Source organism: Streptomyces sp. NPDC127119 (assembly GCF_042677425.1).
Taxonomy (GTDB): Bacteria; Actinomycetota; Actinomycetes; order Streptomycetales; family Streptomycetaceae; genus Streptomyces.
Genome location: NZ_JBHXTO010000014.1, coordinates 91807 through 117127, shown reverse-complemented (window position 1 = coordinate 117127; position 25321 = coordinate 91807). Strand labels below are relative to the sequence as shown.

The 25321-nt window shown below is 71.7% G+C and carries 25 protein-coding genes and 1 pseudogene; 10 read left to right on the top strand and 16 right to left on the bottom strand.

Features of this window, described 5'->3' with window-relative positions; translation table 11 throughout:
- Positions 1–117: 117 nt before the first annotated feature.
- From ACFVH5_RS10050 to egtA, 5 genes are all read right to left on the bottom strand, one after another.
- The gene (locus ACFVH5_RS10050) at positions 118–333 is read right to left on the bottom strand and encodes a dodecin (protein ID WP_107019416.1); all 216 of its coding nucleotides are present in this window, start codon (positions 331–333) and stop codon (positions 118–120) included.
- 124 nt (positions 334–457) lie between these two features.
- The gene (gene egtD, locus ACFVH5_RS10045) at positions 458–1420 is read right to left on the bottom strand and encodes an L-histidine N(alpha)-methyltransferase (protein ID WP_385833061.1); all 963 of its coding nucleotides are present in this window, start codon (positions 1418–1420) and stop codon (positions 458–460) included.
- Complete coding sequence (gene egtC, locus ACFVH5_RS10040; RefSeq protein WP_385833060.1) at positions 1417–2292, bottom strand: ergothioneine biosynthesis protein EgtC; 876 nt, start codon at positions 2290–2292, stop codon at positions 1417–1419. The genes egtD and egtC overlap by 4 nt, the downstream gene beginning before the upstream one ends.
- The gene (gene egtB / locus ACFVH5_RS10035) at positions 2292–3638 is read right to left on the bottom strand and encodes an ergothioneine biosynthesis protein EgtB (protein WP_385833059.1); all 1347 of its coding nucleotides are present in this window, start codon (positions 3636–3638) and stop codon (positions 2292–2294) included. Before egtB ends, egtC begins: the two co-directional genes overlap by 1 nt.
- Positions 3635–5038, bottom strand: a complete 1404-nt coding sequence (egtA, locus tag ACFVH5_RS10030) for an ergothioneine biosynthesis glutamate--cysteine ligase EgtA (protein WP_385833058.1) — start codon at positions 5036–5038, stop codon at positions 3635–3637. The genes egtB and egtA overlap by 4 nt, the downstream gene beginning before the upstream one ends.
- A 258-nt stretch (positions 5039–5296) precedes the next feature.
- Here egtA and ACFVH5_RS10025 point away from each other — a divergent pair, with 258 nt between their 5' ends.
- Positions 5297–6172: a TIGR02452 family protein gene (locus ACFVH5_RS10025; protein ID WP_385833057.1), complete on the top strand. Its 876-nt coding sequence runs from the start codon at positions 5297–5299 to the stop codon at positions 6170–6172.
- Here the strand turns inward: ACFVH5_RS10025 and ACFVH5_RS10020 are convergent.
- From ACFVH5_RS10020 to ACFVH5_RS10005, 4 genes are all read right to left on the bottom strand, one after another.
- Positions 6157–6603 carry a type II toxin-antitoxin system PemK/MazF family toxin gene (locus ACFVH5_RS10020; protein WP_384805693.1) on the bottom strand — a complete coding sequence of 149 codons (447 nt, stop codon included), beginning with the start codon at positions 6601–6603 and terminating at the stop codon, positions 6157–6159. The genes ACFVH5_RS10025 and ACFVH5_RS10020 overlap by 16 nt on opposite strands.
- A gap of 287 nt (positions 6604–6890) precedes the next feature.
- Positions 6891–8387, bottom strand: a complete 1497-nt coding sequence (locus ACFVH5_RS10015) for an SPFH domain-containing protein (protein ID WP_384805695.1) — start codon at positions 8385–8387, stop codon at positions 6891–6893.
- A gap of 145 nt (positions 8388–8532) precedes the next feature.
- Positions 8533–8751: a hypothetical protein gene (locus ACFVH5_RS10010; RefSeq protein ID WP_199854866.1), complete on the bottom strand. Its 219-nt coding sequence runs from the start codon at positions 8749–8751 to the stop codon at positions 8533–8535.
- A gap of 10 nt (positions 8752–8761) precedes the next feature.
- Positions 8762–10231: an amidase gene (locus ACFVH5_RS10005; RefSeq protein WP_385833056.1), complete on the bottom strand. Its 1470-nt coding sequence runs from the start codon at positions 10229–10231 to the stop codon at positions 8762–8764.
- Between the two features lie 247 nt (positions 10232–10478).
- Here ACFVH5_RS10005 and ACFVH5_RS10000 point away from each other — a divergent pair, with 247 nt between their 5' ends.
- A complete protein-coding gene (locus ACFVH5_RS10000) occupies positions 10479–11360 on the top strand; it encodes an LLM class F420-dependent oxidoreductase (protein ID WP_385833055.1) in 882 nt (293 codons plus the stop codon).
- Positions 11361–11489: 129 nt separating this feature from the next.
- On the opposite strand, the gene ACFVH5_RS09995 is transcribed toward ACFVH5_RS10000, so the two are convergent.
- Complete coding sequence (locus ACFVH5_RS09995) at positions 11490–12053, bottom strand: NAD(P)H-dependent oxidoreductase (RefSeq protein ID WP_384805701.1); 564 nt, start codon at positions 12051–12053, stop codon at positions 11490–11492.
- 118 nt (positions 12054–12171) lie between these two features.
- On the opposite strand from ACFVH5_RS09995, the gene ACFVH5_RS09990 reads away from it, so the two are divergent.
- Positions 12172–12834 carry a TetR/AcrR family transcriptional regulator gene (locus tag ACFVH5_RS09990; RefSeq protein WP_384805703.1) on the top strand — a complete coding sequence of 221 codons (663 nt, stop codon included), beginning with the start codon at positions 12172–12174 and terminating at the stop codon, positions 12832–12834.
- A gap of 133 nt (positions 12835–12967) precedes the next feature.
- A complete protein-coding gene (locus ACFVH5_RS09985) occupies positions 12968–14002 on the top strand; it encodes a LacI family DNA-binding transcriptional regulator (protein ID WP_385833054.1) in 1035 nt (344 codons plus the stop codon).
- Between the two features lie 188 nt (positions 14003–14190).
- On the opposite strand, the gene trxA is transcribed toward ACFVH5_RS09985, so the two are convergent.
- Positions 14191–14577, bottom strand: coding sequence for a thioredoxin (trxA, locus tag ACFVH5_RS09980; protein WP_385833070.1), 387 nt, complete (start codon positions 14575–14577; stop codon positions 14191–14193).
- 113 nt (positions 14578–14690) lie between these two features.
- Here trxA and ACFVH5_RS09975 point away from each other — a divergent pair, with 113 nt between their 5' ends.
- Positions 14691–16127, top strand: a complete 1437-nt coding sequence (locus tag ACFVH5_RS09975) for a dihydrolipoyl dehydrogenase family protein (RefSeq protein ID WP_385833053.1) — start codon at positions 14691–14693, stop codon at positions 16125–16127.
- Positions 16128–16238: 111 nt separating this feature from the next.
- On the opposite strand, the gene ACFVH5_RS09970 is transcribed toward ACFVH5_RS09975, so the two are convergent.
- Positions 16239–16880: a peptide deformylase gene (locus ACFVH5_RS09970; protein WP_385833052.1), complete on the bottom strand. Its 642-nt coding sequence runs from the start codon at positions 16878–16880 to the stop codon at positions 16239–16241.
- 176 nt (positions 16881–17056) lie between these two features.
- Here ACFVH5_RS09970 and ACFVH5_RS09965 point away from each other — a divergent pair, with 176 nt between their 5' ends.
- Complete coding sequence (locus ACFVH5_RS09965; protein WP_385833051.1) at positions 17057–18505, top strand: PepSY-associated TM helix domain-containing protein; 1449 nt, start codon at positions 17057–17059, stop codon at positions 18503–18505.
- 63 nt (positions 18506–18568) lie between these two features.
- Here ACFVH5_RS09965 and ACFVH5_RS09960 read toward each other — a convergent pair whose 3' ends face one another.
- A complete protein-coding gene (locus ACFVH5_RS09960; RefSeq protein ID WP_385833050.1) occupies positions 18569–18916 on the bottom strand; it encodes a tetratricopeptide repeat protein in 348 nt (115 codons plus the stop codon).
- Positions 18917–19122: 206 nt separating this feature from the next.
- Here ACFVH5_RS09960 and ACFVH5_RS09955 point away from each other — a divergent pair, with 206 nt between their 5' ends.
- A complete protein-coding gene (locus ACFVH5_RS09955; RefSeq protein WP_385833049.1) occupies positions 19123–20088 on the top strand; it encodes a pirin family protein in 966 nt (321 codons plus the stop codon).
- A 273-nt stretch (positions 20089–20361) separates the two neighbouring features.
- Here the strand turns inward: ACFVH5_RS09955 and ACFVH5_RS09950 are convergent, their stop codons facing one another.
- The gene (locus ACFVH5_RS09950) at positions 20362–20808 is read right to left on the bottom strand and encodes a hypothetical protein (protein ID WP_385833048.1); all 447 of its coding nucleotides are present in this window, start codon (positions 20806–20808) and stop codon (positions 20362–20364) included.
- A gap of 311 nt (positions 20809–21119) precedes the next feature.
- On the opposite strand from ACFVH5_RS09950, the pseudogene ACFVH5_RS09945 reads away from it, so the two are divergent.
- Positions 21120–21925: pseudogene (locus ACFVH5_RS09945) on the top strand (IS5 family transposase).
- Positions 21926–22555: 630 nt separating this feature from the next.
- Here ACFVH5_RS09945 and ACFVH5_RS09940 read toward each other — a convergent pair.
- Both ACFVH5_RS09940 and ACFVH5_RS09935 read right to left on the bottom strand, forming a co-directional pair.
- The gene (locus tag ACFVH5_RS09940) at positions 22556–22735 is read right to left on the bottom strand and encodes a siderophore-interacting protein (protein ID WP_385833047.1); all 180 of its coding nucleotides are present in this window, start codon (positions 22733–22735) and stop codon (positions 22556–22558) included.
- Positions 22732–22956 (bottom strand): siderophore-interacting protein, encoded by a 225-nt coding sequence (locus tag ACFVH5_RS09935; RefSeq protein ID WP_385833046.1) that lies wholly within the window; start codon positions 22954–22956, stop codon positions 22732–22734. Before ACFVH5_RS09935 ends, ACFVH5_RS09940 begins: the two co-directional genes overlap by 4 nt.
- A 124-nt stretch (positions 22957–23080) precedes the next feature.
- On the opposite strand from ACFVH5_RS09935, the gene ACFVH5_RS09930 reads away from it, so the two are divergent.
- Complete coding sequence (locus tag ACFVH5_RS09930; RefSeq protein WP_385833045.1) at positions 23081–23866, top strand: AraC family transcriptional regulator; 786 nt, start codon at positions 23081–23083, stop codon at positions 23864–23866.
- 225 nt (positions 23867–24091) lie between these two features.
- Positions 24092–25264, top strand: coding sequence for a 4-hydroxybenzoate 3-monooxygenase (locus ACFVH5_RS09925; RefSeq protein ID WP_385833044.1), 1173 nt, complete (start codon positions 24092–24094; stop codon positions 25262–25264).
- Positions 25265–25321: the final 57 nt, after the last annotated feature.

Genomic DNA, 25321 nt, shown 5'->3' with positions numbered 1-25321 from the left:
GGCCCCTCCCGAACGTGCGGGGAGGGGCCGGTGCACGTCACCCGGTGCGCCTCACCCGGTGCACGTCATGTGCCGGCACTCGTGCCTGTACTCGTGCTCGTCGGACACGCGCGGCCGTCAGGCCGAGTCCTCCAGGCGGAAACCGACCTTCAGGCCGACCTGGTAGTGCTTGACCTGACCGTTCTCGATCTGCCCGCGCACCTGTGTGACCTCGAACCAGTCGAGGTTGCGCAGGGTCTGCGAGGCCCGGGAGACGCCGTTGCGGATCGCCTGGTCGATGCCCTCGTGCGAGGTTCCGACGATCTCGGTGACCCGGTAGGTGTGGTCGGACATGCGGGTGCTCCTCTCCGCCGTGGCCCGTGTGCCACGTGTCGTTCCACGGTGCCCCACGAGGCGGGGGACCGCGAGATGTGGGCCCGGGGGACACGGATTCCGGCGGGCTCCGGTCCGGTGCGGTTCACCGGGCCGTGCTCAGCGACAGCGCGAACCTCCCCTCGGCGTCCGTCCACCAGTGGGTGAGTTCGAGTCCGGTCGCGGCCAGTTCCCCGCGTACGCCCGCCTCGCGGAACTTCGCCGACACCTCGGTGCGCATCTCCTCGCCCTCGGCGAACTCCACGGCGATGTCGAGCGCCGGGATCTTCACGGTCACGGCCGACAGGGCCCGCAGCCGCATCTCGATCCACTCCTCCTCGGCGTTCCAGCGGGCGACATGGCTGAACCCGTCGGGGTCGAAGTCCGCGCCGAGCTCGCGGTTGACGACGCTCAGCACGTTCTTGTTGAACGCGGCCGTCACGCCCGCCGCGTCGTCGTAGGCCGCGACGAGCACCGACTCGTCCTTCACCAGGTCGGTGCCGAGGAGCAGGGCGTCGCCGGGCGACAGCAGGGAACGTACCGACGCCAGGAACGAGGCGCGTTCGGCGGGCAGCAGATTGCCGAGCGTGCCGCCCAGGAACACGACGAGCCGCGGGCCGGGCGTGTCGGGCAGCGTGAGACCACCGGTGAAGTCGGCGATCAGCGCGTGCACGTCGAGCGAGGGCCGCTCGACGGCCAGCGCCTCACCGGCCTGCCTGAGCGCGCTCTCGCTCACGTCCACCGGCACATAGGTGTGCAGTGCGGGCAGTGCGTCGAGCAGGTGCTTCGTCTTCTCGGACGAGCCCGAGCCCAGCTCGACGAGCGTGCGCGCGCCGGTCGCCGCGGCGATCTCCGGCGCCCGGGCGACGAGGATCTCGCGCTCGGCACGGGTCGGGTAGTACTCGGGCAGCGCGGTGATCTTCTCGAAGAGCTCGCTGCCGAGCGCGTCGTAGAACCACTTGGGCGGGAGCGTCTTCGCGGTGCGGGTCAGGCCGTGCAGGACGTCGGCCCGCAGGGCGGCGTCCGTGGCGTCCTCGGGCAGCGTGCGGGTGACCAGGAACGGACTCACGTACGGGGCTCCTTGCTCGGAACGGATGCGCTCGGTACGGACGTGCTCGATGCGGGAGCGCCCGGGACGGAAGGGCCCGGGGCGGAGGCGTTCGCCATGGATGCCACGGGTGCCACGGGTGCGTCGATGTCCTTCAGCGGGGTGAGCAGGACGTCCGTGCGGCTCGCGGCGAGCAGCGTGCGGTCCGGCACCTCCTGCCAGTGCGGATCGTCGTCGTACGGCTCGGACGCGACGACGGTGCGCCGGCCGGGCTCGGTCAGATACCAGAGCGTGTCGCCCCACGCGGTGGCGGCGATCACCTCGCCGTTGGTGAGCAGCAGGTTGAGGCGGGAGCCGGGGGCCGCCGCCGCCACGTCGAGAACCGTGTCGGCGAGGGCCTGTCCCTCCTCGTCACCGCCGCGCAGCCGGTTCAGGACCAGCGCCCAGACGAGCGCCGAGTCGCAGCGCGCCTCCATCGACAGCAGGTCCGCGGCGGGCAGCGTCCCGGCCAGCGGCGCCAGCGAACGCGGCCAGCCCGCGATCGCGCCGTTGTGGCTGAACAGCCAGGTGCCCGCGGCGAACGGCGCCGCCGCGGCCTCCCCGTCCGCCCCCGCCAGGGTCGCGTCCCGCACCGCGGCGAGCAGTGCGCCCGAGCGCACCACCCGCGCGAGGTCGGCGAAGGACCGGTCGCCCCAGATCGGCCCGGTACGCCGGTAGCGCCCGGGCACCGGGTCGCCCTCGGCGTACCAGCCGACGCCGAAACCGTCGGCGTTGACGGTCCCGTGCCGCTGGCGACGGGGCGCCCACGACTGGCGGTACAGGCTGTGGGCCGGGTCCACGAGGAGCCGCCCCAGCGGCTCCTCGGGCCCCAGGTATGCCAGATGACGGCACATCAGACGCTGTCCGGGGCGGCGTCCCGGGCGGTACGGAACCCGGAGAAGATCTGCCGCCGGACCGGATAGTCCCAGTTGCGGAACGTCCCGCGGCAGGCCACCGCGTCCACGGCGAACGAGCCGCCGCGCAGCACCTTGTGGTCCGACCCGAAGAACACCTCCGAGTACTCCTTGTACGGGAAGGCGTGGAAGCCCGGGTAGGGGAGCAGCTCGCTGGACGTCCACTCCCACACGTCACCGATCAACTGCCGTACGCCCAGCGGTGACTGGCCCTCCGGATAGCTGCCGGCCGGGGCCGGGCGCAGATGGCGCTGGCCGAGGTTGGCGTGCTCGGGCGTGGGGTCGGCGTCGCCCCACGGATAGCGCGTCGAGCGGCCCGTCTCCGGGTCGTGCCGCGCCGCCTTCTCCCATTCGGCCTCGCTGGGCAGGCGCCGCCCCGCCCAGCGCGCGTACGCGTCGGCCTCGTACCAGCTGACGTGCAGGACGGGCTCGTCGGGCGGTACGACCTCGGTGGCGCCGAAGCGCCGCCGCAGCCACTGCCCGCCGTCGCGGCGCCAGAACAGCGGCGCCCCGATGGAGTGTTCCCGGATGTGGGCCCAGCCCTCCGGCGCCCACCACCGGCGGTCGGTGTAGCCGCCGTCGGCGATGAACGCCTGGTACGCCTCGTTCGTCACCGGGGTGGTGTCGATGAAGAACGGCGGCACCAGACGCGCGTGCGCCGGCCGTTCGTTGTCCAGCGCCCACGGCTCGGTGGACGTGCCCATCGTGAACGGGCCGCCCGGGACCAGCACTTCGGCCGGTCCGCCGAACGCGGGTACGGGCATCGGGTCCGGAGCCGTCAGGGCCACCGGGCCCCGGCGGAGCTGATGGGTGATCAGCATGGTCTCGTCGTGCTGCTGTTCGTGCTGGGCGATCATGCCGAAGGCGAACCCGGCTTCGGTCAGCCGGGCGCCGGTGCCCTCGAACGCGGTGCTCTCCAGGATGTCGAGTGCCCGCCCGCGCACCTCGGCCGCGTAGGTGCGGGCCTCCGCGGGCGGCAGCAGCGGAAGCGAGGGCCGCTCGGCGCGCGGGTGCTCGAACGCGTCGTACAGGCCGTCGATGTCGGGCCGCAGCGCGTCACGGCCGGCGACCGTCCGCAGCAGCCACAGCTCTTCCTGGTTGCCGATGTGCGCGAGGTCCCACACCAGAGGGGACATCAACGGCGAGTGCTGCGCGGTCAGTTCGGGGTCCTCGACGCAGGAGGTCAGCAGTGCCGTGCGCTCGCGGGCCGTGAGCAGCGCCGCCAGCGCACGTTTCCTGAGCGCCTCCGGGGCGTCGAACGTGGTGCCGGTACCGGGGTCGGTCATGGGCGGAAGTCCTTCCCGCTGAGCAGGTGTTCTGTGCCGTGTTCTGTGCTGTGGCCCGTGCCGTCCTCCGAGCCGCGGCCCGTGCTGTGCCCCGCGCCCTGTCCGGCGCCGAGGAGCGTGCCGTGGTCCGGATGACCGGAGTCGGCGGCACGGTCCAGCAGGTCGTCGGCGGGACAGCGGCCCCGGGCGACGAAGCGGTCGGCGAACTCCGCGACCGCCCGCTGCACCTCGGTGCTCGCGCCGATCCTGGGCAGCGCGTCGGCAGCCGCCGCGAAACAGGTCACGGCCGCCTCCCGCAGCTCCGGGTCGGCCAGGCCCGAGCGGGCGGCGGTCGTCCACAGCGGGTTGAGCGGAGCGGGCAGCGCGCCGGCCCGTTCGGCGAGGGGTTTCACCGTCCGGTAGGCCGTCTCGGCGGCCTCCGGGTCGTCGAACAGCGCCGTCGTCACGGCCAGCGGCACGATCCAGCCGTCGTCGCCCGGCTGCGCGTCGATCATGCGCAGCTCCAGATGCCCGCGCGGCCGGACCGGCGGGAACAGGGTCGTCTGGTGGTAGTCGAGGTCCTCCCGGCCGGGCGGAGCGCCGGACCGGGTCCACTCCCGGAAACTCAGCCCCTCCGGTACGTCCCAGGGGCCGCTGGGCGCGCGGACGCACATCACCGGCGCGTCCAGGACGTGCCGTGCCCAGGCGGCCCGCGGGTCGCCGTCGAGGGGCGGGGCGCTGGTGCGGCCCGGATCCATCGCGGCCCACAGGGACTGCCGGGTGGAGCGCCAGCCGGTGGGCCGGCCCCGGGCCATCGGGGAATTGGCGAAGGCGCCCACCAGCACCGCGCCCAGCTGATGGGCCAGCCACCAGCGCCGCCCGAGACCGAGCGGTCCCGGCTCCTCGTACCCGGCGTCCAGGCAGACCTGGACGGAGGCGGAGGAGCACATCATGGCGCGGCCCTCGGGGCCCGCGCGGTCGAGACAGGTCTCCATGGCGTCGTAACGCGGCTCATGGAGGAACCGGGTGGGTTCGTTCCAGGGGTCCTGGCCCAGTCCGCAGAGGGCGAGACCCGCCTCACGCAGTACACCGCGTACGGCGTCGAGGTCGGCGGAGACGGAGGCGATGCACTCCATCAGGGAGGCGGCGGGTGCGGAGCTGAGCTCCAGCTGTCCGCCCGGTTCGACGGTGACCGCCGAACTCAGGGGCAGGGCCCGCACTGCGGCGTAGGCCGCTTCGCGACGTTCAGGTGGTACGGGGAGCCGCGGGGAGCGCGGCTCGTGGACGAGCCATTCGAGTTCCACACCGAGGAAGCGAGGCGGTCCGGTCTTGAAGCATATGCCTCGGACCAGTGCCTCCACTTCGGCCTCGGTGACGGCGGAGCGGCGTGGCTCCGTACAGTCACTCACCGAATCGGACATGTCGGGATCCTCCTGAGATTCCATCCATGCCGTCGGGTCCGGCTTCGGATGGGCCGGCCCGACAGACGCTCGTCCCACCCAAGACCCTTGAGCCGGTTCGCACAAGGGTGCGTATCGCCGCTTTTGGGTGCGTGAAACTCTGTTGCGACTCCAGACCAGGATCGCTCACCATGCGTTCATGAGCACGACGGGGGATGCGGCAGAGGGACCGGGGGAGATCGCGCGGGGCGCGAGCACGGCGCCTACAGGGGTGGCGCCATGAGCGCACGGCTGCGCGCGATCGCACGGCAGACGGAGGAGATCGTCGCGGCGGGTTCGTACCGCGCGTCCGACGGGCGCGAGGTGTCGATCGCCGCGGCGGTGGCCGCCGCACGGGAAGGCACCCGGATGTACGGCCCGGAGCCCGTGGGGGCGGTGGGCCTCGTGCCGGACCCCGCGAACACGCCCTCAGCCGGTACGCACTCTGCGATTGCGTCCTCCGCGGACACGTTCTTCGAGGTCACGGGCGAGAGCAGCCTGGAAGCGGCCCGCCGGCTGACCGGCCCGGTCGCGGTGTTGAACTTCTCCTCGGCCCGCAATCCGGGCGGGGGCTATCTGAACGGCGCGCAGGCCCAGGAGGAGGCCCTGTGCCGGGCCTCCGCGCTCTACACGTGCGTGGTGGGGGTGCGTGCGTTCTACGACCACCACCGGACACACCGCGACACCTTCTACACCGATCGGGTGATCCACTCACCGGCCGTCCCGGTCTTCCGCGACGACCGGGGAACGCTCCTCGACGAGCCGTACACCGCCGGATTCCTCACGGCCGCCGCACCCAACGCCGGAGTGATCAAGCGCACCATGCCGGAGCGCGTGCCCGAGCTGCCACGCGCCCTGGCCTCCCGCGCCGAGCGCGTCCTGGAGACGGCCGAGGCGCACGGCTACCGCCGGCTGGTGCTGGGCGCCTGGGGCTGCGGAGTGTTCCAGAACGACCCGGCGCAGGTCGCGAGCACCTTCGCCACGCTCCTCGGGGACGGCGGACGCTTCTCCCGCGCCTTCGAACACGTCGTCTTCGGCGTCCTGGACCGGACGAGGGGAGCGGTGGTCAGGACGGCCTTCGAGCAGGCGTTCAGGCCCGTTCAGCGCCAGCCGTAGCGCTCCCGCAGCCGGTGCACCACCAGGTTGAACCGCATCCGGTCCAGCGCGCACGCCTCCCGGCGCATCCCCTTCTCGTGCAGCCGCAGCACCCGGTCCACGTCCACCCACGAGTCGCGCCCGGACCGGTCCCAGGGCCCGCTGCCGATCGGCACCCACTCGCGGTCGCCGTCGTGCCCCTTGCTCGACAACTGCACGGCGAGGAACGTGTCGGCACCCTCGCGGGCGACCACCAGCACGGGCCGGTCCTTGCCCCGCCCGTCGTTCTCCTCGTAGGGCACCCAGGTCCACACGATCTCGCCCGGGTCCGGGTCGCCGTCGTGCGCGGGGGAGTACTCGGTCCGCACGACCCCGACCCGCCGCGGATCGGCCTCGACGGTGGCGGAGGGCCCGAATCGCCCAGGAACATCTTGCTCGGCAGAAGCAGTCACAGCGGACACGTTAACCCGCGCCCCCAGCGGCGATTGCCACGCCCCTTTCCAGCCAGGGGCACGGGCCAACCGCCGCTTCCAGGGGCGCGGGGAACGGCGCGACCGGCCACGACGGACCCGCACTCGCCCACGATCACTCACCCCGACGGCGCCGCTACGACTCCCCAATCCGCGCCTCTTTTCCGCCGGGGCCGCGGGTAACGGCCGTTTTTTAGGGGCGCGGGGAACTGCGCGACCAGCCACGACGGACCCGCACCCGTCCACGATCACCCACCCCGACGGCGCCGCTACGACTCCCCGTCCACCGCCACCTTCTGCGAACCCGGTGAAGCCCCCGGAGACGTGAACCCGTTCACAGGAGAACCCTCCTTGCCCGCATGCCCGTTCGTGTTCATGGACGCGAGCAACTGCCGGGCAAGCCCGAGCCCCGTCCCACCCATGGTCAGCGCCTTGGCGAACATGTCCGACATCCCCTCGGCCCCGTTCAGCAGCACCATGTGCTCGACGTTCCCGAACGCCCCCGCACCGGCCTTGACGATCTCCGGCCAGTTCTCGGCGAGTTGCTGCGCGACGACGGCCTCCTGGTTCTCGGCCAGGGCGGCGGCCCGCGCCGCGATCGCCTCCGCCTCCGCGAGCCCCTTCGCCCGCGTGGACTCGGCGATCGCCAGCCCCTTGGCCTGCGCGGCGGCGGCCTCCGCCTCACCCGTCGCCCGGGTGGCCGTCGCGACCGCGGACCCACGCGCCTTCGTGGCCTCGGCCTCCGCCCCCGCGGCCGTCTTGACCCGGGTCGCCTCCGCCGCGGCGGCCAGTTCCGTCTCCTTCGCCTTGGCCTGCGCCGCGGAGATCCGCACATCGCGCTCCGCCTCGGCCAGCGTGCGCTTCTCGTACGCCTTCGCGTCCGCGGGCTTGCGGACGTCCGCCTGGAGCTGCTGCTCGCGCCGGTGCGCCTCCAGTTCGGCTACGCGCGTCTCCTGGACCACGACCTCCTGGCGGGCCCCCGCGTCGGCGAGCGGCCCGGCCTGCCGCGACTTGGCCGCGGCGTTGTCGCGCTCCGCCTGGTAGCCGGCCTGCAGGATCTCGCTGTCCCTGGTCGCCTCCGCCATCCGCGCGGAGGCCTGCTGTTCGGCCTCGGTGGCCAGCCGGTTGGCCTCGGCCTGCGCGATCCGGGCGTCCCGCTGCACGGCCGCCGCGTGCGGCATGGCCAGGTTCTTGATGTAGCCCGTCGGATCCTCGATCTCGTGGATCTGCAGCGAGTCGACGATCAGCCCCAGCTTCTCCATCTCCGTACCGCACGCGGCACGGGTCTGCCCGGTCAGCTTCTCCCGGTCGCGGATCATGTCCTCGACGGTCAACCCGCCGACGATGGACCGCAGATGACCGGCGAACACGTTGTGCACCCGCTCCGACATCAGCTTCTGCTGGTCGAGGAAGCGGCGCCCCGCGTTGGCGATCGACACGAAGTCGTCGCCCACCTTGAAGATGACCACGCCCCGCACCTTGAGCGGTATGCCCTGGTGGGTCACGCAGTCCACGGACAGTTCGGTCTCGTTGAGGTCGAGCGAGAGTTTGCGCACCGCCTGGACGCCCGGCATCACGAGCGTGCCGCGCCCGGTGACGATACGGAAGCCCATGCCCTCCTCGAGGCCCTCCATCCGGTGCTTCGAACCGGAGATGATCAGAGCTTCGTTGGGCTCCGCGACCCGCCACATGAGCTTGAAGACCACGACGATGAAAACGAGCGCGAGGACCACTGCCCCCGCTACGACGCCGACGATCATCGGCATTCGCCCCCTGTTGCATGGTGCCCTTTCGGCACCGAACGAAGGGAGTGTGCGCCCGCGCGGACCCGCGGGTACAGAGCCCGACGCGTCCTTGGGACATCCTTGATACGTACTACACGCTCGCATGGTCAAAGCGCCCGCACCGGCTTCAACTGTCGTACGCGGGCGACACGTACACCGTGCGCGGCGGCAGGTACTCCACCACCATGACGACCGTGCCGGACTCGATGCGGTCCTTCGAGGAGGCGGCGTACGCGAGGAAGTGCTCGGCGCCGCCCCGCACCCGGACGATCACCTCGCCGACGAGCCCGGGCCCCACCGTTCCGGTGACCCGCCCCATGAGCCCCACCATCGACGCGTCGTCCATGACACCAAGCCTACGGGCCCGCGGACCATGAACCGGTGTGCGGACCGTACTCCGTCGCACCGCCGCCCGGTTCGTGACCTGTCGCGTGGCCCGGCCACCGCTCGAACCACCGCTGGTCCGCCTCCAGTTGCGCGGCGAGCGAGACGAGGAGCGGCTCGCTGTGCGCGGGGCCGAGGAGCTGGGCGCCGACGGGCAGGGAGCCGTCGACGAAGCCCGCCGGGACGTTCACCCCGGGCCAGCCCAGCACGTTCCACGGCCAGGCGTACGGACACGCGGCGATCATGGCCCGGTCCGTGCCGAACCCGCTCAGCTCGTGCAGCGCGCCGATCCGCGGCGCAGGAGCGGCCGTCGTCGGCGCCAGGACCACGTCGTACGTCGTGAAGAGCGCCCCGATCCGCCGGTGCAGCCGTGCCTCGGCGCGCCGGGCGGCCCGCAGCGGGGCCCCGCCGAGCAGCCGCCCGAGCCGGGCCGCCTCACGGGTGCGCCGGTCGAGGAGGGCGGGGTCGGGCACGCCTCGTACGCGCTCGGCGATCCCGGCGGTGGCGCGCGGAAGGAACGCGAGACCGATCTGCCCGTACGCCGGGTCGGCCTCCTCGACCTCGTGGCCGAGCGCGGCCAGCCGTTCCGCGAGGGCGACGACCCGGGCCCGTACGTCGGGGCGCAGGCGTGCGGGCACCGCCGTGAACGGGGGCTTCAGCGACAGCGCGATCCGCAGCCGCCCCGGGTCCCGGCCCACCGCGTCGGCCGTGCGGAGAGCGGGCGGGCGGTGCAGGTCGCGTGCGTGGCTGCCGCTCGCCGCGTCCAGGAGCAGCGCCGCGTCCTCGACCGTACGGGCCAGCGTGCCGTTGACCGTGATGCCGTGGAAGGACTCCGGGCGCGGCCAGGTCGAGATCCGGCCGCGCTGCGGTTTGATGCCGATCAGATGGGTCCAGGACGCGGGGATGCGTACCGAGCCCGCCCCGTCCGAGCCCAGCGCGGCGGGAACGAGACCCGCCGCGACGGCGGCGGCCGAACCGCCGGACGAGCCGCCCGGGGTGTGGCCGGTGTGCCACGGGTTGCGGGTGTCGCCGAAGGCCGGGCCCTCGGTGAAGGGCCACTGTCCCAGCTCGCAGGTGTTGGTCTTGCCGACGATCACGGCCCCGGCCGCCCGCAGCCGGCGTACCGCCTCGCCGTCCTCGGCGACCGGTGGGAACGCGCCGCGACAGCCGAAGGCCGTCGGCTCGCCCGCCACGTCCATGTCGTCCTTGACCGCCACCGGCACCCCGAGCAGTGGCCGGTGGCCGCCCGCCGCCCGTTCCCTGTCGGCGGCGTCGGCCTCCGCGAGCGCGGCCTCGGCGCGCACCAGCCGGAAGGCGTTCAGGGTGCCCTGGGTCGCCGCGATCCCGGCGAGGGCCTCCTCGACGAGCGTCCGCGCGGACACCGAGCCCTCGGCCAGGGCGCGGGCGCGCTCCGCGAGCCCCGCGGGACGGGCGGACGTCATACGGGCTTCCGTACACGGTTGGGCGTCATGGGGGGCTGCCACCTCCGGGAGCACGATGTCTACCGAACGGTAACCTCCGGATGGCGTATGCGGTACGGGGCGTCCGGCTTCGTTGGCGGGGACGGCCGTTCGCTCATGCGCCGGGCCCTTCCCGGCGGTCCGCCCTTGCCTTGGAGTGCTCTTCAAGTTCTACCGTCACGGGAGTCGGCGACCGTCCGGCGGTGGTCCGAGGGCGACGGAGAAGCACATGCGGGTCGGCGTGCACATCAACCGGTTCAACCATCCCCGCGGCGCGAGCGCGCTCGGCCCGGAACTGGCCGCGGCGGGCGCCGCCGCCGAGGCCGCGGGGGTGAGCTGGATGTCGGTCATGGACCACTACTTCCAGATGGAGTTCAACGGCGGTGCCGAGGACGCCATGCTGGAGTCGTACACGACCCTCGGTTTCCTCGCCGCCCACACCTCCACCGTGCAGCTCGGGACGCTCGTGACCGGGGTGACCTACCGCCACCCCGGCCTTCTCGCCAAGATCGCCACCACGCTCGACGTCCTGTCGGGCGGGCGGGCCACGCTGGGGATCGGGGCGGCCTGGTACGACCGCGAGCACGAGGGTCTGGGCGTGCCGTTCCCGGCGCTCGCGGAGCGTTTCGAACGGCTGGAGGAGACGCTGCGGATCTGTCTGCGGATGTGGGACCCGCAGACGAACGGCCCCTTCGAGGGCAAGCACTACCGGCTCGCCGAGACCCTCTGCGTACCGGCTCCGGTGAGCACCCCGCGTCCGGAGATCATGGTCGGTGGCGGCGGCGAGAAGAAGACGCTGCGGCTGGTCGCCCGGTACGCGGACGCCTGCAACCTGTTCGCCTCGACCCCCGAGGAGGTCGGGCACAAGCTGGACGTCCTGCGTGGGCACTGCGACGCCGTCGGCCGTGACTACGCCGAGGTGCGCAAGACGATGGTCCACTCGGGCGACCCCAGGAGCGGGGCCGAACTGGACGCCTTCACACGGGAGATGGCGGACTACGCGAAGCTGGGCGTCGAGACCGTGATCCTGGGCCCGCGCGTCGACGAGCCCGCCGAGTGGATCGAGCGCGGGGTAGCCCCGGTGGTCGAGCGGCTGGCCGGACTTGACTGAGGCGCACCGGCGCCGCGTACGGCACGAGCACCGTGTACGGCACGAGGGCCGCGTACTGCACCGGTACCGCATACGGCTGTGACGCGCGGCGAGGGCCGCGCGTCAGCAGGGAACGTACAGGTGTGAGGGTCAGGCGGCGACGGGCGCGGTGGCCTCGCCGTGGATCCGGCTGATGACCTCGGTCAGCTGTGCGGCGACCTCGGCGTCGTCGGAGGGGTGCGTCTCGGCGAAGCGGACGACCGAGCCGGCGATGGAGAGCTTGATGTCCTCGAGAACCTTGGCACCGGCGATGCCGGCGGCCTTGCGGGCCTCGTCCTGCGCCCAGACGCCGCCGAACTGGCCGTAGGCGGTACCGACCACGGCGAGGGGCTTGTCCTTGAGGCCGCTCGCGCCGAACGGGCGGGACAGCCAGTCGATGGCGTTCTTCAGGACGGCCGGGATGGTGCCGTTGTACTCGGGCGAGAACAGCAGGATGGCGTCGGCGCTGCCCGCGGCCTCGCGCAGCCGTGCGGCGGCGGCCGGGACGTCGCCCTCGATGTCGATGTCCTCGTTGTAGAAGGGGATGTCGGCCAGGCCCTCGAACAGGTCGACCTCCGCGCCCTCGGGCGCGAGCTTGACGGCGGCCTCGGCGAGCTGGCGGTTGTGCGAGCCGGCGCGAAGGCTGCCGACGAGCGCGAGGATACGAACAGTCATGGGGGGCTCCAAGGAGGATGAAACATTGCCGTTACGATCCGGACCGGGGTCCGTTTAAAGTTCTACCAGCCAAACGGACCACGGTCCAGTTTTCTTCCCCCGGCGTTACGCTGTCTTCATGTCCGCCTCCCTGCCGCCCTTTCCCAAGCCCCAGGTGCCGACCGGCGAGCCCGTTCTCCTGGAACTCACCACCGGTGAGGACGAGCCGTGCCTGCGTGCGGACGCGGCCCGCAACCGGGCCCGGCTGCTGGAGGCGGCCACCCGCCTGGTCGCGGAGCACGGCGCGGCCGGCGTCACGATGGAGGCGGTGGCCGTGGCCGCCGAGGTCGGCAAAGGAACCGTCTTCCGCCGCTTCGGCGACCGCACCGGTCTGCTCATGGCGCTCCTCGACCACTCCGCCAAGCAGCTCCAGGCCGCCTTCCTCAGCGGACCCCCGCCGCTGGGCCCCGGCGCGCCGCCGGTCGAGCGGCTGAGAGCGTTCGGATGCGCCGTGCTGCGTCAGTCGGTCGAGCAGCTGGATCTGCAGCTGGCCGCCCAGCCGGAACCGGCCCGCCGCTTCTCGTTCCCGCCCCAGCGTTTCCTGACCGGCCACGTCACCCTGCTGCTGCGCCAGGCGGCGCCGGACGCCGACTGCGCCCTCCTCGCCCAGACGCTGATGGGATACCTCGACCCCGCGCTGATCCACCACCTGACCAAGGAGTGCGGGATGCCGCTGGAGCGGCTGGAAGCGGGCTGGACCGACCTGGTCGCACGCGTGACGCGCACGGAGTCGCCGGCCTGACCCGTACCGAGGCACCGGCTTGCCCCGCGCGCAGTCGCCCACCTGATCCGAACGGAACTGCCTTGGCGGGGAAGCGACTTGGGGCGCCCCGGCCCCGGGCCCGCGCGGGGCTTCTGCAAGGATGCCGTACCTCATGGTGCAGATACCGAAAACATCCGCCCCTCCGCCGCCCGCGCAGCGCTCCGTGCCGACGAGTGCCGATGTGGCCCGTCTGGCGGGTGTGTCACGCGCGACCGTCTCCTACGTCCTCAACAACACCAGCGCCGTACGGATCAGCGAGCCCACCCGCCGCCGTGTCCACCAGGCGGCCGAGGAACTCGGGTACGTGCCGCACGCCGCGGCCCGCAGTCTGCGCGCCGGGCACAGCCGCATGGTCCTGATGCCCGCGCCGGACGTCCCCGTGGGCCCGCTCTACAGCCAGTTCTTCAACGAACTCCAATGGGCGCTCAGCCGCCTCGAATACACCGTCGTGCAGTACGGGGGACTGGGCCTGCGGGGCGACGAGGCGGCCCGCGCCTGGGCCGAGCTGCGGCCGGTCGCCGTACTGGCGCCCGGCGGAGGCCTCGGACCGCGGGGCGTGTCCGTGCTCAAGCGCTCCGGCGCCCGGGCCGTGGTCACCCTCGGCCCCGAACGCATCGAGGGCGCACACGCCCTCCTCATGGACCACCAGGAGGTCGGCCGCAGCGTCGGCGCGCACCTGCTGGCCCGGCGCTACCGGCGCGTCGGGGTGCTGGTGCCCGAGGATCCCGGTCTGGAGATCTTCTCCAGGCCCCGGCTCGAAGGCGTACGGCAGGCCCTGACCGGCACGGACGCCACGGTGACCGAGGTGCCGCTCGCCTACGACGAGAAGGCCGCGGCCGATCTCGCGGGGCGCTGGAGATCGCTCGGCCTGGACGCCGTCTTCGCGTACAACGACGAGTTCGCGATGCTGCTGATGCGAGCGCTGCAGGACGAGGGGGTCGGCATCCCGGACGAGACGGCCGTCGTCGGCGCCGACGATCTGATGCTCGGACGGCTGCTGCGGCCGCGGCTGAGCACGGTCCACATCGAGCTGCCGTCCGGGGAGGAACTGGCCGAGCTGGTCGACCGTGCGGTACGGGAGCCTTCGGCGGAGCCGGAGGCCCGCGTGGTGCTGGGTGCGGAGGTCGTCCACCGGGAGTCGAGCTGACGGCTCCCCGACCGGCCGGCCGGGGGCAGCGCCCTGAAGCCTGCTGCCCCGGCCGCCAGGGCGCTGCGGCAGCGCACTGCGGGCTGCCGCCGACCGCCGGAACCGTCCGGCAGGATGTTCGTCCGCGGCCGTGTGGGGGCTGCTCGCGCAGTTCCCCGCGCCCCCTTCGGGGCGCCGTCCACGCCCCGCTACTCGGCCTGCTTCGCCTGCTGCTCCGCCACCGACTTGCGGACCTCGTCCATGTCCAGCTTGCGGGCCTGGCCGATGACGTCCTCCAGGGCGGCCTCCGGCAGCGCACCCGGCTGGGAGAAGATCGCGACCTGGTCGCGGATGATCATCAGCGTCGGGATCGACTGGATCTCGAAGGCCGCGGCCAGCTCCGGCTGCGCCTCCGTGTCCACCTTGGCGAACACCAGGTCGGAATTGGCCTCCGCCGCCTTCTCGTAGACCGGGGCGAACTGCCGGCACGGGCCGCACCAGGACGCCCAGAAGTCGATCAGGACGAATTCGTTGTCCGTGACCGTCTGGTCGAAGTTCTCCTTGGTGAGCTCCACGGTGCTGCTCATGGTGTTGATTCCCTCTTCTCGGGGTCGGTGCGTGGCCGTTGTGCACAACGGCACCGACCGGCGCCGTATTCCGCGCGCATACCCGTGTGGCCACGACCCACACCAACGACCAGACTGACCCCATGACGGAAACGGAAACCAACGTGTACGACGTCGTGGTGCTAGGGGCCGGGCCCGTGGGGGAGAACGTCGCCGACCGCGCCCGCGCGGCAGGCCTCTCCGCCGCGATCGTGGAGAGCGAACTGGTCGGCGGCGAGTGCTCGTACTGGGCCTGCATGCCCAGCAAGGTCCTGCTGCGCCCGGCGATCGCCCGCGCGGACGCCCGCAAGGTGCCAGGGCTGCGCCAGGCGGTGCAGGGCCCCCTCGACGCGGCGGAGGTCCTCGCCCACCGCAACTACTACACCTCGGACTGGACGGACGACGGCCAGGTCCAGTGGCTCGAGGGTGTCGGAGTCGACCTCTACCGAGGACACGGCAGGCTCGACGGACCACGCCGGGTCACCGTCGAGGGCCCCGACGGGGAACGGCACGTGCTGACCGCCCGGCACGCCGTGGCGGTCAACACCGGCACCCGGGCCGTCCTGCCCGACCTGCCGGGCATCGACGAGGTCAAGCCCTGGACCAGCCGTGAGGCCACCAGCGCCCAGGCCGTCCCGGGCCGCCTCGTCGTCGTCGGCGGCGGGGTCGTCGGCGTCGAGATGGCCACCGCCTGGCAGGCCCTCGGCTCCCAGGTCACGATCCTCGTCCGCGGCAAGGGCCTGCTGCCCCGCATGGAGCCCTTCGCGGGCGAACTGGTCGCCGAGGCGCTCACCGAGGCGGGCGCGGACGTGCGCACCGGCGCCTCGGTCGAGTCGGTGACCCGGGAGGGTGGCACGGTCGTCGTCACCACCTCCACGGGCGACCGCATCGAGGCCGACGAGATCCTCTTCGCCACCGGACGCGCCCCGCGCACCGACGACGTCGGCCTGGAGACGGTCGGCCTCACGCCCGGTTCCTGGCTGGAGGTCGACGACAGCCTCCGCGTCACGGGCACCGACTGGCTGTACGGGGTCGGCGACGTCAACCACCGTGCCCTGCTCACCCACCAGGGCAAGTACCAGGCCCGGATCGCGGGCGCGGCCATCGCCGCCCGTGCCGCCGGTGTGCCGCTCCTTGAGACCGACCCCTGGGGCGCGCACTCCGCGACCGCCGACAACGCCGCCGTTCCCCAGGTCGTCTTCACCGACCCGGAGGCCGGCTCCGTGGGCCTCTCCCTCGCCGAGGCCGAACAGGCCGGCCACCGCGTCAGGGCGGTCGACGTCGACCTCGCCACGGTCGCCGGCGCCGGCCTGTACGCCGACGGCTACCGCGGCCGGGCACGCATGATCGTCGACCTGGACACCGAGACCCTGCGCGGCGTCACCTTCGTCGGCCCCGGCGTCGGCGAACTGATCCACTCCGCCACGATCGCGGTCGTCGGAGAGGTCCCGGTGAACCGGCTGTGGCACGCGGTCCCGTCCTACCCGACGGTCAGCGAGGTGTGGCTGAGGCTGCTGGAGGCGTACCGCGACAGCAAGTAGCCCGGCGGGGCCGGGGAGTGGCCCGGCCCGGCGGGCAAGTGACCGGGCCCGGCAGGGAAGGGTTCGGGCCCGGCGCAGAGGCAGCCGGGCCCGACCGTGCGGAAGGGCGCGCTACAGCTCGAAGCCCAGGCCCTTCGCCGCCTCCGACGGAGTCGGCTGCGCCCACCACCGCACCATCGCCTCGTTCGAGGACAGCGAGCGCAGTTCGGCCCGGTCGAGGTAGAGCGTGCCGTCCAGGTGGTCGGTCTCGTGCTGGACGATCCGGGCCGGCCAGCCCGTGAACACCTCGTCCACCGGCCCGCCGTGCTCGTCCCGCGCCAAGAGCCGCACCTCGGCGGGCCTCGCCACCACCGCCTGCCAGCCCGGCACACTCAGACAGCCCTCGAAGAACGCGGCACGCGCCGTGCCCACGGGCTCGTACACCGGGTTGACCAGGACCCGGAAGGGCAGCGGCACCCGGCCGCGTACCTCGCGGATCTCGTCCGGGACGGGCGCCGGGTCCTCGATCACCGCGATCCGCAGCGGGATGCCCACCTGGGGCGCGGCCAGCCCGACTCCCGGCGCCGCGTGCATGGTGTCGCGCAGGGCCGCGACGAAGCGGGCCAGGAGCGCCGGATCGAGCTGGCCGTCGAACGGCTCGGCCGCACCGCGCAGCACGGGGTCACCGGCGGAGACGATCGGCAACGGGCCCGTACGGGAGAGGAGTTCCTCCACTCGGTCGCTGAGGGGCGTGAGGTCACTGGATGATGCCATCGCGCCAGCATGCCAAGCGGAACTCCGGGGTGCGAGGCGGCTCCCTGGCGTACGAACAGGCGTGTGACCCAGACCACATGAATCTCCGGGAACTCGACGGGCCCGCGGACCGACTACTGCACCGCAACGGCCGAGTACGGCCCCGTCGTCCCCTGCCCGACCGGAGAAGCCAGCCGATGTCCACCGCTCCCACGACCGAGACGGACGAGTCCCCGCAGTCCGTCACCCCCGCCCCGCCGAAACGCGGCGGCTGGGCGCCGCTGCGCCCGCTGGTGCTGCGGCTGCACTTCTACGCCGGAGTGCTCGTCGCCCCGTTCCTGCTGGTCGCCGCCACGACCGGATTCCTCTACGCGGCGTCGTTCCAGGCCGAGAAGATCCTCTACTCGCACGAGATGACCGTCCCGGTCGGCGACGAGAAGCTGCCGATCTCCGAGCAGGTCGCCGCCGCGCGCAAGGCCCACCCGGAGGGAACGGTCTCCGCGGTACGCCCCTCGCCCGAGGACGACGAGACGACCAGGGTGATGCTCTCCGGCGTCTCCGGCATCGCCGAGACCCACACCCTCGCGGTGTTCGTCGACCCGTACACCGCCGAGGTGCGCGGCGCGCTCGAACAGTACGGATCCAGCGGCGCGCTGCCGCTGCGCACCTGGATCGACGAGTTCCACGCCAATCTGAAACTCGGCGACGACGGCCGCCTCTACAGCGAACTCGCCGCCAGCTGGCTGTGGGTGATCGCCGGCGGCGGTCTGGTCCTCTGGTTCGGCCGCCGCCGTACGCAGCGCAGGATACGCGGCACCAGCGGGCGCCGGCGCACCCTCGGTCTGCACGGTTCGGTCGGCGTCTGGGCCGCGGTCGGCTTCATCTTCCTGTCGGCGACGGGCCTGACCTGGTCGACGTACGCCGGAGCGAACATCGACGAACTGCGCACCTCGCTGCGCCAGGCGACCCCGTCGGTGTCGGCCGCCGCGGGCGGCGAACACTCGGGCCACGGTTCGGGGTCGGCCGAGGGCGGCGTCGAACACGGCGTCGGCCTGGACAAGGTGCTGGCCGCCGCGCGGGCGGAGGGCCTGGGCGACCCGGTCGAGATCGTGCCGCCCGCGGACGCCGAGTCGGCCTACAAGGTCAGCCAGGTCCAGCGCAGTTGGCCCACCAAGCAGGACGCGGTCGCGGTCGACCCCGCGACCGGCGAGGTGACCGACACCGTGCGGTTCGCCGACTACCCGGTACTGGCGAAGCTCACCCGCTGGGGCATCGACGCGCACACCGGCATCCTCTTCGGCATCGTCAACCAGCTGGTCCTGATGGCCCTCGCCCTCAGCCTGATCCTGCTGATCCTGTGGGGCTACCGCATGTGGTGGCAGCGGGGCCGAGCCTCGGCCTTCGGCCGTCCCATCCCGCGCGGCGCCTGGCAGCAGGTGCCCGCGCACATCCTCGTCCCGCTGATGGCGGGCGTCGCCGTCCTCGGGTACTTCGTGCCCCTGCTCGGCATCTCGCTGGCCGCGTTCATCGCGGTGGACGTCATCCTCGGCGAGATCGCCTACCGGCGGGGCAAACGCACGTACGGCCCCACGAAGGGGCCCGACAAGGAGGCGGCGCGGGAGACCGAGAAGGAGACCGCCAACTAGCGAGGTCCCCCGGACCGCCAAGGGCGGTCCGGGGGACCTCCGCTCCCTCTCCACTCACTCCGCTCACAGGGAGTCGAAATCTCCCGCGAGGGCGGAGGCGAGCCGCAGGTGCGACGCGGCCTCGCCGTCACGGCCCTGACGCTGGAGCGTCCGGCCGAGCATGAGACGGGCGTAGTGCTCCACGGGGTCGTTCTCGACGAGGACGCGCAGTTCGGCCTCCGCCCGGCTCAGCTGCGCCGAGTGGTAGTACGCACGGGCCAGCAGCAGGCGGGGGCCCGTCTCCTGCGGCACCTCCTCGACCAGAGCGTCGAGGACGCGCGCCGAGGCGGCGTACTCCTTGGCGTCGAAGAACATCCGGGCGCGCTCCCAGCGCTCCGCGGTCGTCCCGTGGTCGTAGTAGGTCGTGTCCACGTCTGTGACCTCCTCAATCTCTTTCGACGGCCAGAACCGCACGGTGTTGTTGAATATTCCACGACCTGTGCGGTGGTCGGCGGAGGGGGCGGCGGGTGGTGCATCGGCGGTCTCCCCGGCGCGTGCGCCGGTTCTCGGTCAAACGGCTGCCGACGGGCGGGTCGACGGTATGACGGACGGTCCTTCACGGGGCTAGGTTGTGGGCCATGAGCAATCTTGATCGCGAGGCCGTTCCCGCGATGTGCGGCGGCCGGGGTTTCGTGGTGGCTGAGCCGGTACGTGAACTCCTCAGCCCCCGCCGGGTCAAGCTCGGCGAGTCCAGCGAGGTCCGGCGGCTGCTGCCCAACCTGGGCCGGCGCATGGTGGGCGCCTGGTGCTTCGTCGATCACTACGGCCCCGACGACATCGCCGAAGAGCCCGGCATGCAGGTGCCGCCGCATCCGCACATGGGCCTGCAGACCGTCAGCTGGCTGCACGAGGGCGAGGTGCTGCACCGCGACTCCACGGGCAGCCTGCAGACGATCCGCCCGCGTGAGCTGGGCCTCATGACCTCCGGCCGGGCCATCAGCCACTCCGAGGAGAGCCCCAGGTCGCACGCCCGCTTCCTGCACGGCGCGCAGTTGTGGGTCGCCCTGCCCGACACGGACCGCCACACCGACCCGCGTTTCGAACACCACAGCGAGCTGCCCGTCGTGACGGCTCCCGGCCTCAAGGCCACGATCGTCCTGGGCGGCGTCGACGGCGCCGCCTCGCCCGGCACGACGTACACGCCGATCGTCGGCGCCGATCTGGCCCTGGCCCAGGGCACGGACGTACGCCTGCCGCTGGAACCGGACTTCGAGTACGCCGTGCTGTCCATGTCCGGCGAAGCCCACGTGGACGGCGTACCGCTGCTCCCCGGCTCCATGCTCTACCTGGGCTGCGGCCGCACCGAACTGCCCCTGCGGGCCGAGTCGGACGCGGGCCTGATGCTCCTCGGCGGCGAGCCGTTCGAAGAAGAGCTCATCATGTGGTGGAACTTCATCGGCCGCTCCCAGACGGAGATCGAACAGGCCCGCGCCGACTGGGCGACGGGGGCGCGGTTCGGAGAGGTGAAGGGCTACGACGGGGGCCCGCTCTCGGCACCGGCCCTGCCGCCCGTCCCGCTGAAGCCCCGGGGGCGGGTGCGCTGACCAGCGCAGATGGTGCGGCTGCTGTCGGCGTAGCTGCGGCTTTAGGGGACGCGCCCTGCGTGCGGCGCATGCGAGTAGCTGTGGCGGGATGATCATGCCCGGCCCACGGGCTCCGAGGGCGCGTAGTGCTTCGCGCGTTCAGCCAGCTGTAGCAGGGTTTGGCAAACCGAATGCTGACCCAATACTGACTCCGCTGACGCGTAATCGGAGGAGTCTGCTGTTTAGCGCCGTGACGTGCTGAGGGCGATCTCGGCTCGGTCCGATAGGTACCGTTTACGGAGAGTCTTGACCGTTGACCCTGCGGTCGTGTCCCCCGGCGGGCCGATGTGGTCGGCGTTCCGGAAGTCGTGTGATCGCGGCGCTCACTGCCAGCCCGAGCGTGACACCGACAGCGGAGCCAACGGTCTGCGCCCAGGCGCCGTCGAGGGAGCCGGGCAGGACGGCTCTTGTGAGTCGGCTCGCAGTCGACAGGACTGTCAGCGCGGCCAGTGCGGCCGTCCAGCGGTACCGCACCCCGTCGATGATGTCGCCATAAAAGAGAAGCAGCAGCGCCAGGCCGAACTCGTCGTCCCAGCCGATCGCGGTGAGCCCGGCCCCGAAGGCAAGCGCGAACAGCCAGAGCCCCACCAGTTGCCGGGCGAACGTGCCCGGCTGCTGTCTTGCACCACGCGAGGGCCGGAAGAACCGTGTGATGTGTTGGACGATCGCGTACTTCTGCATGACTGGTGTCCCGATCCCCCGGGGTAGCCGACTTCTGCCGGCGCTCAGCAGTAGGACTCACGGGAGCAGGACGCGGTTGTGGTGAAGTGTGTAGCCACGCCATGCTCGGCATCGCCCGGATGCACAACCTCGGCCTCGCCCAGTAGCTCGACAGGTGGAACGGTGGCTCGCTATACCCGAGGTGACTCGCAGATCTTTACGGGATAACCCTTAGGGCTCGCAGAGAATCAACGTGTTGATTCTCTGCGAGCCCTAAGGCGCTGTTTCTCGGATCTCCCTCCGTGTGCGAGGTGTTGGGGCAGGCTGACGGCATGGGACGCGGAGACCTGACGAACGCGGAGTGGGACCGGCTGGAGTTGTTCTTGCCGCGCGGTGGTGCACGTGGAGGTCGGTGGAGTGATTACCGCCGTGTGATCAACGGGGTGCTGTACCGGGTTCGTACGGGGGTGTAGTGGCGGGACCTGCCTGAGCGGTTCGGGCCGTGGGAGACGGTCTACGAGCGTCATCGTCGCTGGTCGGCGAACGGGACCTGGCAGATGCTGCTGTCGAAGGTGCCGGCCGCCGAGGACGCCCAGGTCGATCCGGTGCTTCGGAAACTGGCTGTCCGGCTGGAGGAGGTGGTCAGATCGGCGAGTGTCCGGGATGCTCCCGCGGCGGCTTCACCACCAAGTTCCACCTCGCAGCCGACGGACGATGCCAGCCACTTGCCGTCCTCCTGACACCCGGACACTACGGAGACGGCCCCCAGCTGCAGCCTGTCCTGGAGCAGATGTCGGTGCCCCGCATCGGAGTCGGCCGGCCTCGCACCCGACCCGACCAGGTTCTGGCCGACAAGGCCTACACATCCCGCGAGAATCGCCGCTATCTCCGACGGCGCGGTCTATCTCACATCGTCCCCGAACGGCTCGACCAGCGGAGGCACCGCCAGAACCGCGGTTCGCGCGACGGTCGGCCCACCGGGTTCGACCGCGAGCGCTACAAGAAACGCAACACCGTCGAACGGGCCATCAACCGCTTGAAAGGCTTCCGCGCCGTCGGCACACGCTACGAGAAGCGGGCCTACACCTACCTCGGCACCGTCACCCTCGCCGCACTCATCATCTGGCTCCGTACATGATCCGAGAATCAGCGCCTAGGTCCTGTCGTCAAATTCCCGACGTCCGCCCGGCAGGCGGGAATTTGACGACAGGGCCTAGTGCCGTTTGCCAAGCCGCTCGGACCATCGGTGGTGTGAGCTCCTAGCACCGTCTGTCGCGCAGGAGAGCCTCGCGAGCGTTGACCATGGCGGCGGGAGAGCGCCATGGCGGCCTGGGTGTGGCGTTTGCCTTCGGTGCGTTGTGACCGATGGTTACCGAGTCGGGCTTTGGGAGCACGTGCCACACGCGGTACGGCCTCCTCTGATGCTGGTCAGGGTGAGTGTGATGTCCGTGCTGCACCTGCAACGGCAGCGCCACCGGTCGGCGGTCTTTCCCGGATAGGGCTCCAACGGCTCGAACCCGGCGGTGCGTACCTCCACGGCGGCTGCCGCCGGATCGGGGGCACTTCTTACAGCCGGTGGTGCCCGACCGGATGGAGGACAGGCGCGTCGTGACTTCGCTTCCACGGGAACAGCGGCAGCGCCAATGGTCCGTGGTGCGGCCGGGGCACGGCTCCAGCGGCTCGAACCCGGCAGCTCGCACCTCGGCGGACGCCCGCTCGTGTCGGTTCGCGGATGTGTCCTCGCCGACGGCCACACGGCACTTCGACATCAGGGACCGGGTGGCTGTGTCTTGCGTCGATGAACGCGACCCTGGTGCCGGAACTCGGCGGCGCGCGCCCATCGGGTGCCCGGGCCGGCCGCGCCGGGGCTGTTGTCCGCGTGGAGTGAGATCTCGATGTCGAAGGCCGACGCTTCGGGCCGGAACCGCCGGATCGAGTAGGTCTTCACTGCGGACGCTGTTTGCCGCCCTGGAGCGTGAGTTGGAGAATCCACCGCTCGCTGCTGGGCAGGAACACCTCGGTGGCGTCGTCGTCGGGGTCGGCGAAGAACAGACGTCCGGCCTGGTCGAAGCCTGACCGCTGAAGGTGCCGGACGTCCTCGCCGCCCAGTGTGACGGTCATGAAGTGCCCACTGGGCTGCTCGCTTCCCCGCACGGTCAACGACAGCATCCGCCGCTTGTGCGGCGGGAGGCCACCGCTACCTCCCCCGGGGACGGGACTTGAGCGTCATCGTGGTCATGCGACCACTGTCGGCGCGGCGCACTGCGCGAGACCACCGGTAAACTGACGCTTGATGCCGACAACCCGCCATCCTTCACCGACGCCCGCCGATGCAGAGGATCAGATCCTGCAAGGCGGTGCCTGGCTGCCGCACGGCTTCCAGCTCGACCCCCACAGCCACGTCCAGGGGCAGTTGGTCTACGCCGCCGCCGGCGCCCTGGCCACGGCGACGGAGCGCGGCACCTGGGTCGCCCCGGCGGACCGGATCACCTGGACGCCCCCGCGCTTCGCCCACTCGCACCGCTTCTACGGCCGGACCGACGTGCGGCTGGTGTCCGTACCGCTCGACCTGTGCGCCGAGCTCATCAATCACCCCAGCGTCTTCGCGGTGAGCCCGCTGCTGCGCGAGGCTCTCCTGGCGCTCACCGACGAGCCGGAACGGCGGTCCGGCGCCCACCGGCGCCTGCTCGCCGTGATCGTGGACGAGTTGGCCGACGCCGCAGAGACCTCCCTCCACCTTCCCGAAGCGAGCGACGACCGGCTGCGCGCCGCCACCGACCTGCTGCGCGCGGACCCCGCCCGGCCTTCCACCCTGGCCGAGCTGGGCAGGGCGGTGGGAGCAAGCGAGCGCACGCTCAGCCGCCTCTTCCACGCCGAGCTGAGCATGAGCTTCCACCGTTGGCGGACCACTCTGCGTATCCACCACGCTCTCGCGCACCTGACCGACGGGATGACGGTGACGGAGACCGCGGTCGCGTGCGGCTGGTCCAACCCGTCCACCTTCATCGACGCCTTCACCGAGGTCGTCGGCCAGACCCCCGGCCGCTACCAGGCCGGCCTGCGCTTCCACGCGCGCTAGCCGTCCCCCAGGGTTGTTTGCCCTGGTCAGGTGCGCGGTGCGCAAGGTCCGAGCCTTCTTGGCGGGTTTCCGGTATCAGGTGTCGACTTACCAGTGGTTCACAGCCCGCCGGATCTTCCACAGTGGACAGCGAGCGAGCGCCGGCCTCCCACTTCACGGCCGGCGCCGCAACGTACGCGCTCGGCGCGTACCGACCACTGCACGGACCATGAAGGGCTCCCACGCATGACTGAGACACGCGACGACACAGCCGTCGTCATCATCGGGGCCGGCGTCGCCGGTCTGACCCTCGGCAACTTCCTGCTGCGCAACGGCGTCGACTGCATCGTGCTGGAGAAGCACCCGCGCGCCTACGTCGAGAAGCGCCAGCGCGCCGGAACGATCGACACCTTCGGGGTGCGCCTGTTCCGCGAATGGGGCCTGGAGGAGGTCCTTGCGGGCGACCCCATCCCGCACAGCGAGGGCGGCTTCTACATCGACGGCCACGCGATGCCGATCGACGTGGACGAGGACAACAACGAGAGCCTGTACTGCCCGCAGCAGGTCCTGGTGCGCAACCTCACGGAGGTCTTCCTGCGCGAGGGCGGTGACCTGCGCTACGAAGCCGCGGACGTCGCCCTGGAGAACCTCACCCAGGTTCACCCCGTGGTGCGCTACCGGGACGCCGATGGTGCGGCCCGAGCCATCGACTGCGACTTCGTCGCCGGCTGCGACGGCTTCCACGGCGTCTCCCGCCGCTCCGTCCCCGCCTCCGCGCTGACCGAGTACTCCCACGCGTACGGCTACTCCTGGCTCAGCGTCCTGGCCGCCACCGAGACCAAGCCCTCGGGCATGGCGATCCACGAACTGGGCCTGGCCGGGATGATCCCCCGCGGCCCCGAAGCCAGCCGCATCTACCTCCAGTGCGCGGTCGACGACACCCTCGAGCAGTGGCCGGACGAGCGCATCTGGAGCGAGCTGGAGGCCCGGTTCGGCACGCCGCCCTCGCGCGGGCACATCGTGTCCAAGCAGATCGTTCCGCTGCGCAGCGTCGTGTTCGACCCGATGAGCTACGGCAAGCTCTACCTCCTGGGCGACGCCGCGCACATCGTGCCGCCGATGAGCGCCAAGGGCATCCACCTCGCTCTGCACGACACCCAGGTCTTCGCCCGCGCGGTGATCCACCACGCCAAGGAGGGCGACTCCAGCCTCCTCGACAGCTACTCGCAGACCTGCCTGCCGCACATCTGGAACTACCAGGCATTCGCGACGTGGATCACCGACACCATGCACAACGCCGGATTCACCGGCCACGAGGGCGAGTTCAAGAAGCAGATCGCCCGCGCCGAACTCCAGCGGCAGTTCGCCTCCGAGTCGGCGAACAAGCTGTTCAGCGAGCTGACCGCTGGTACCAACTAGACCCCGCCTCCTCCGGAATCATGCTGCGTCGTCGTCCTCGTCCACTTCCGGCCCCTC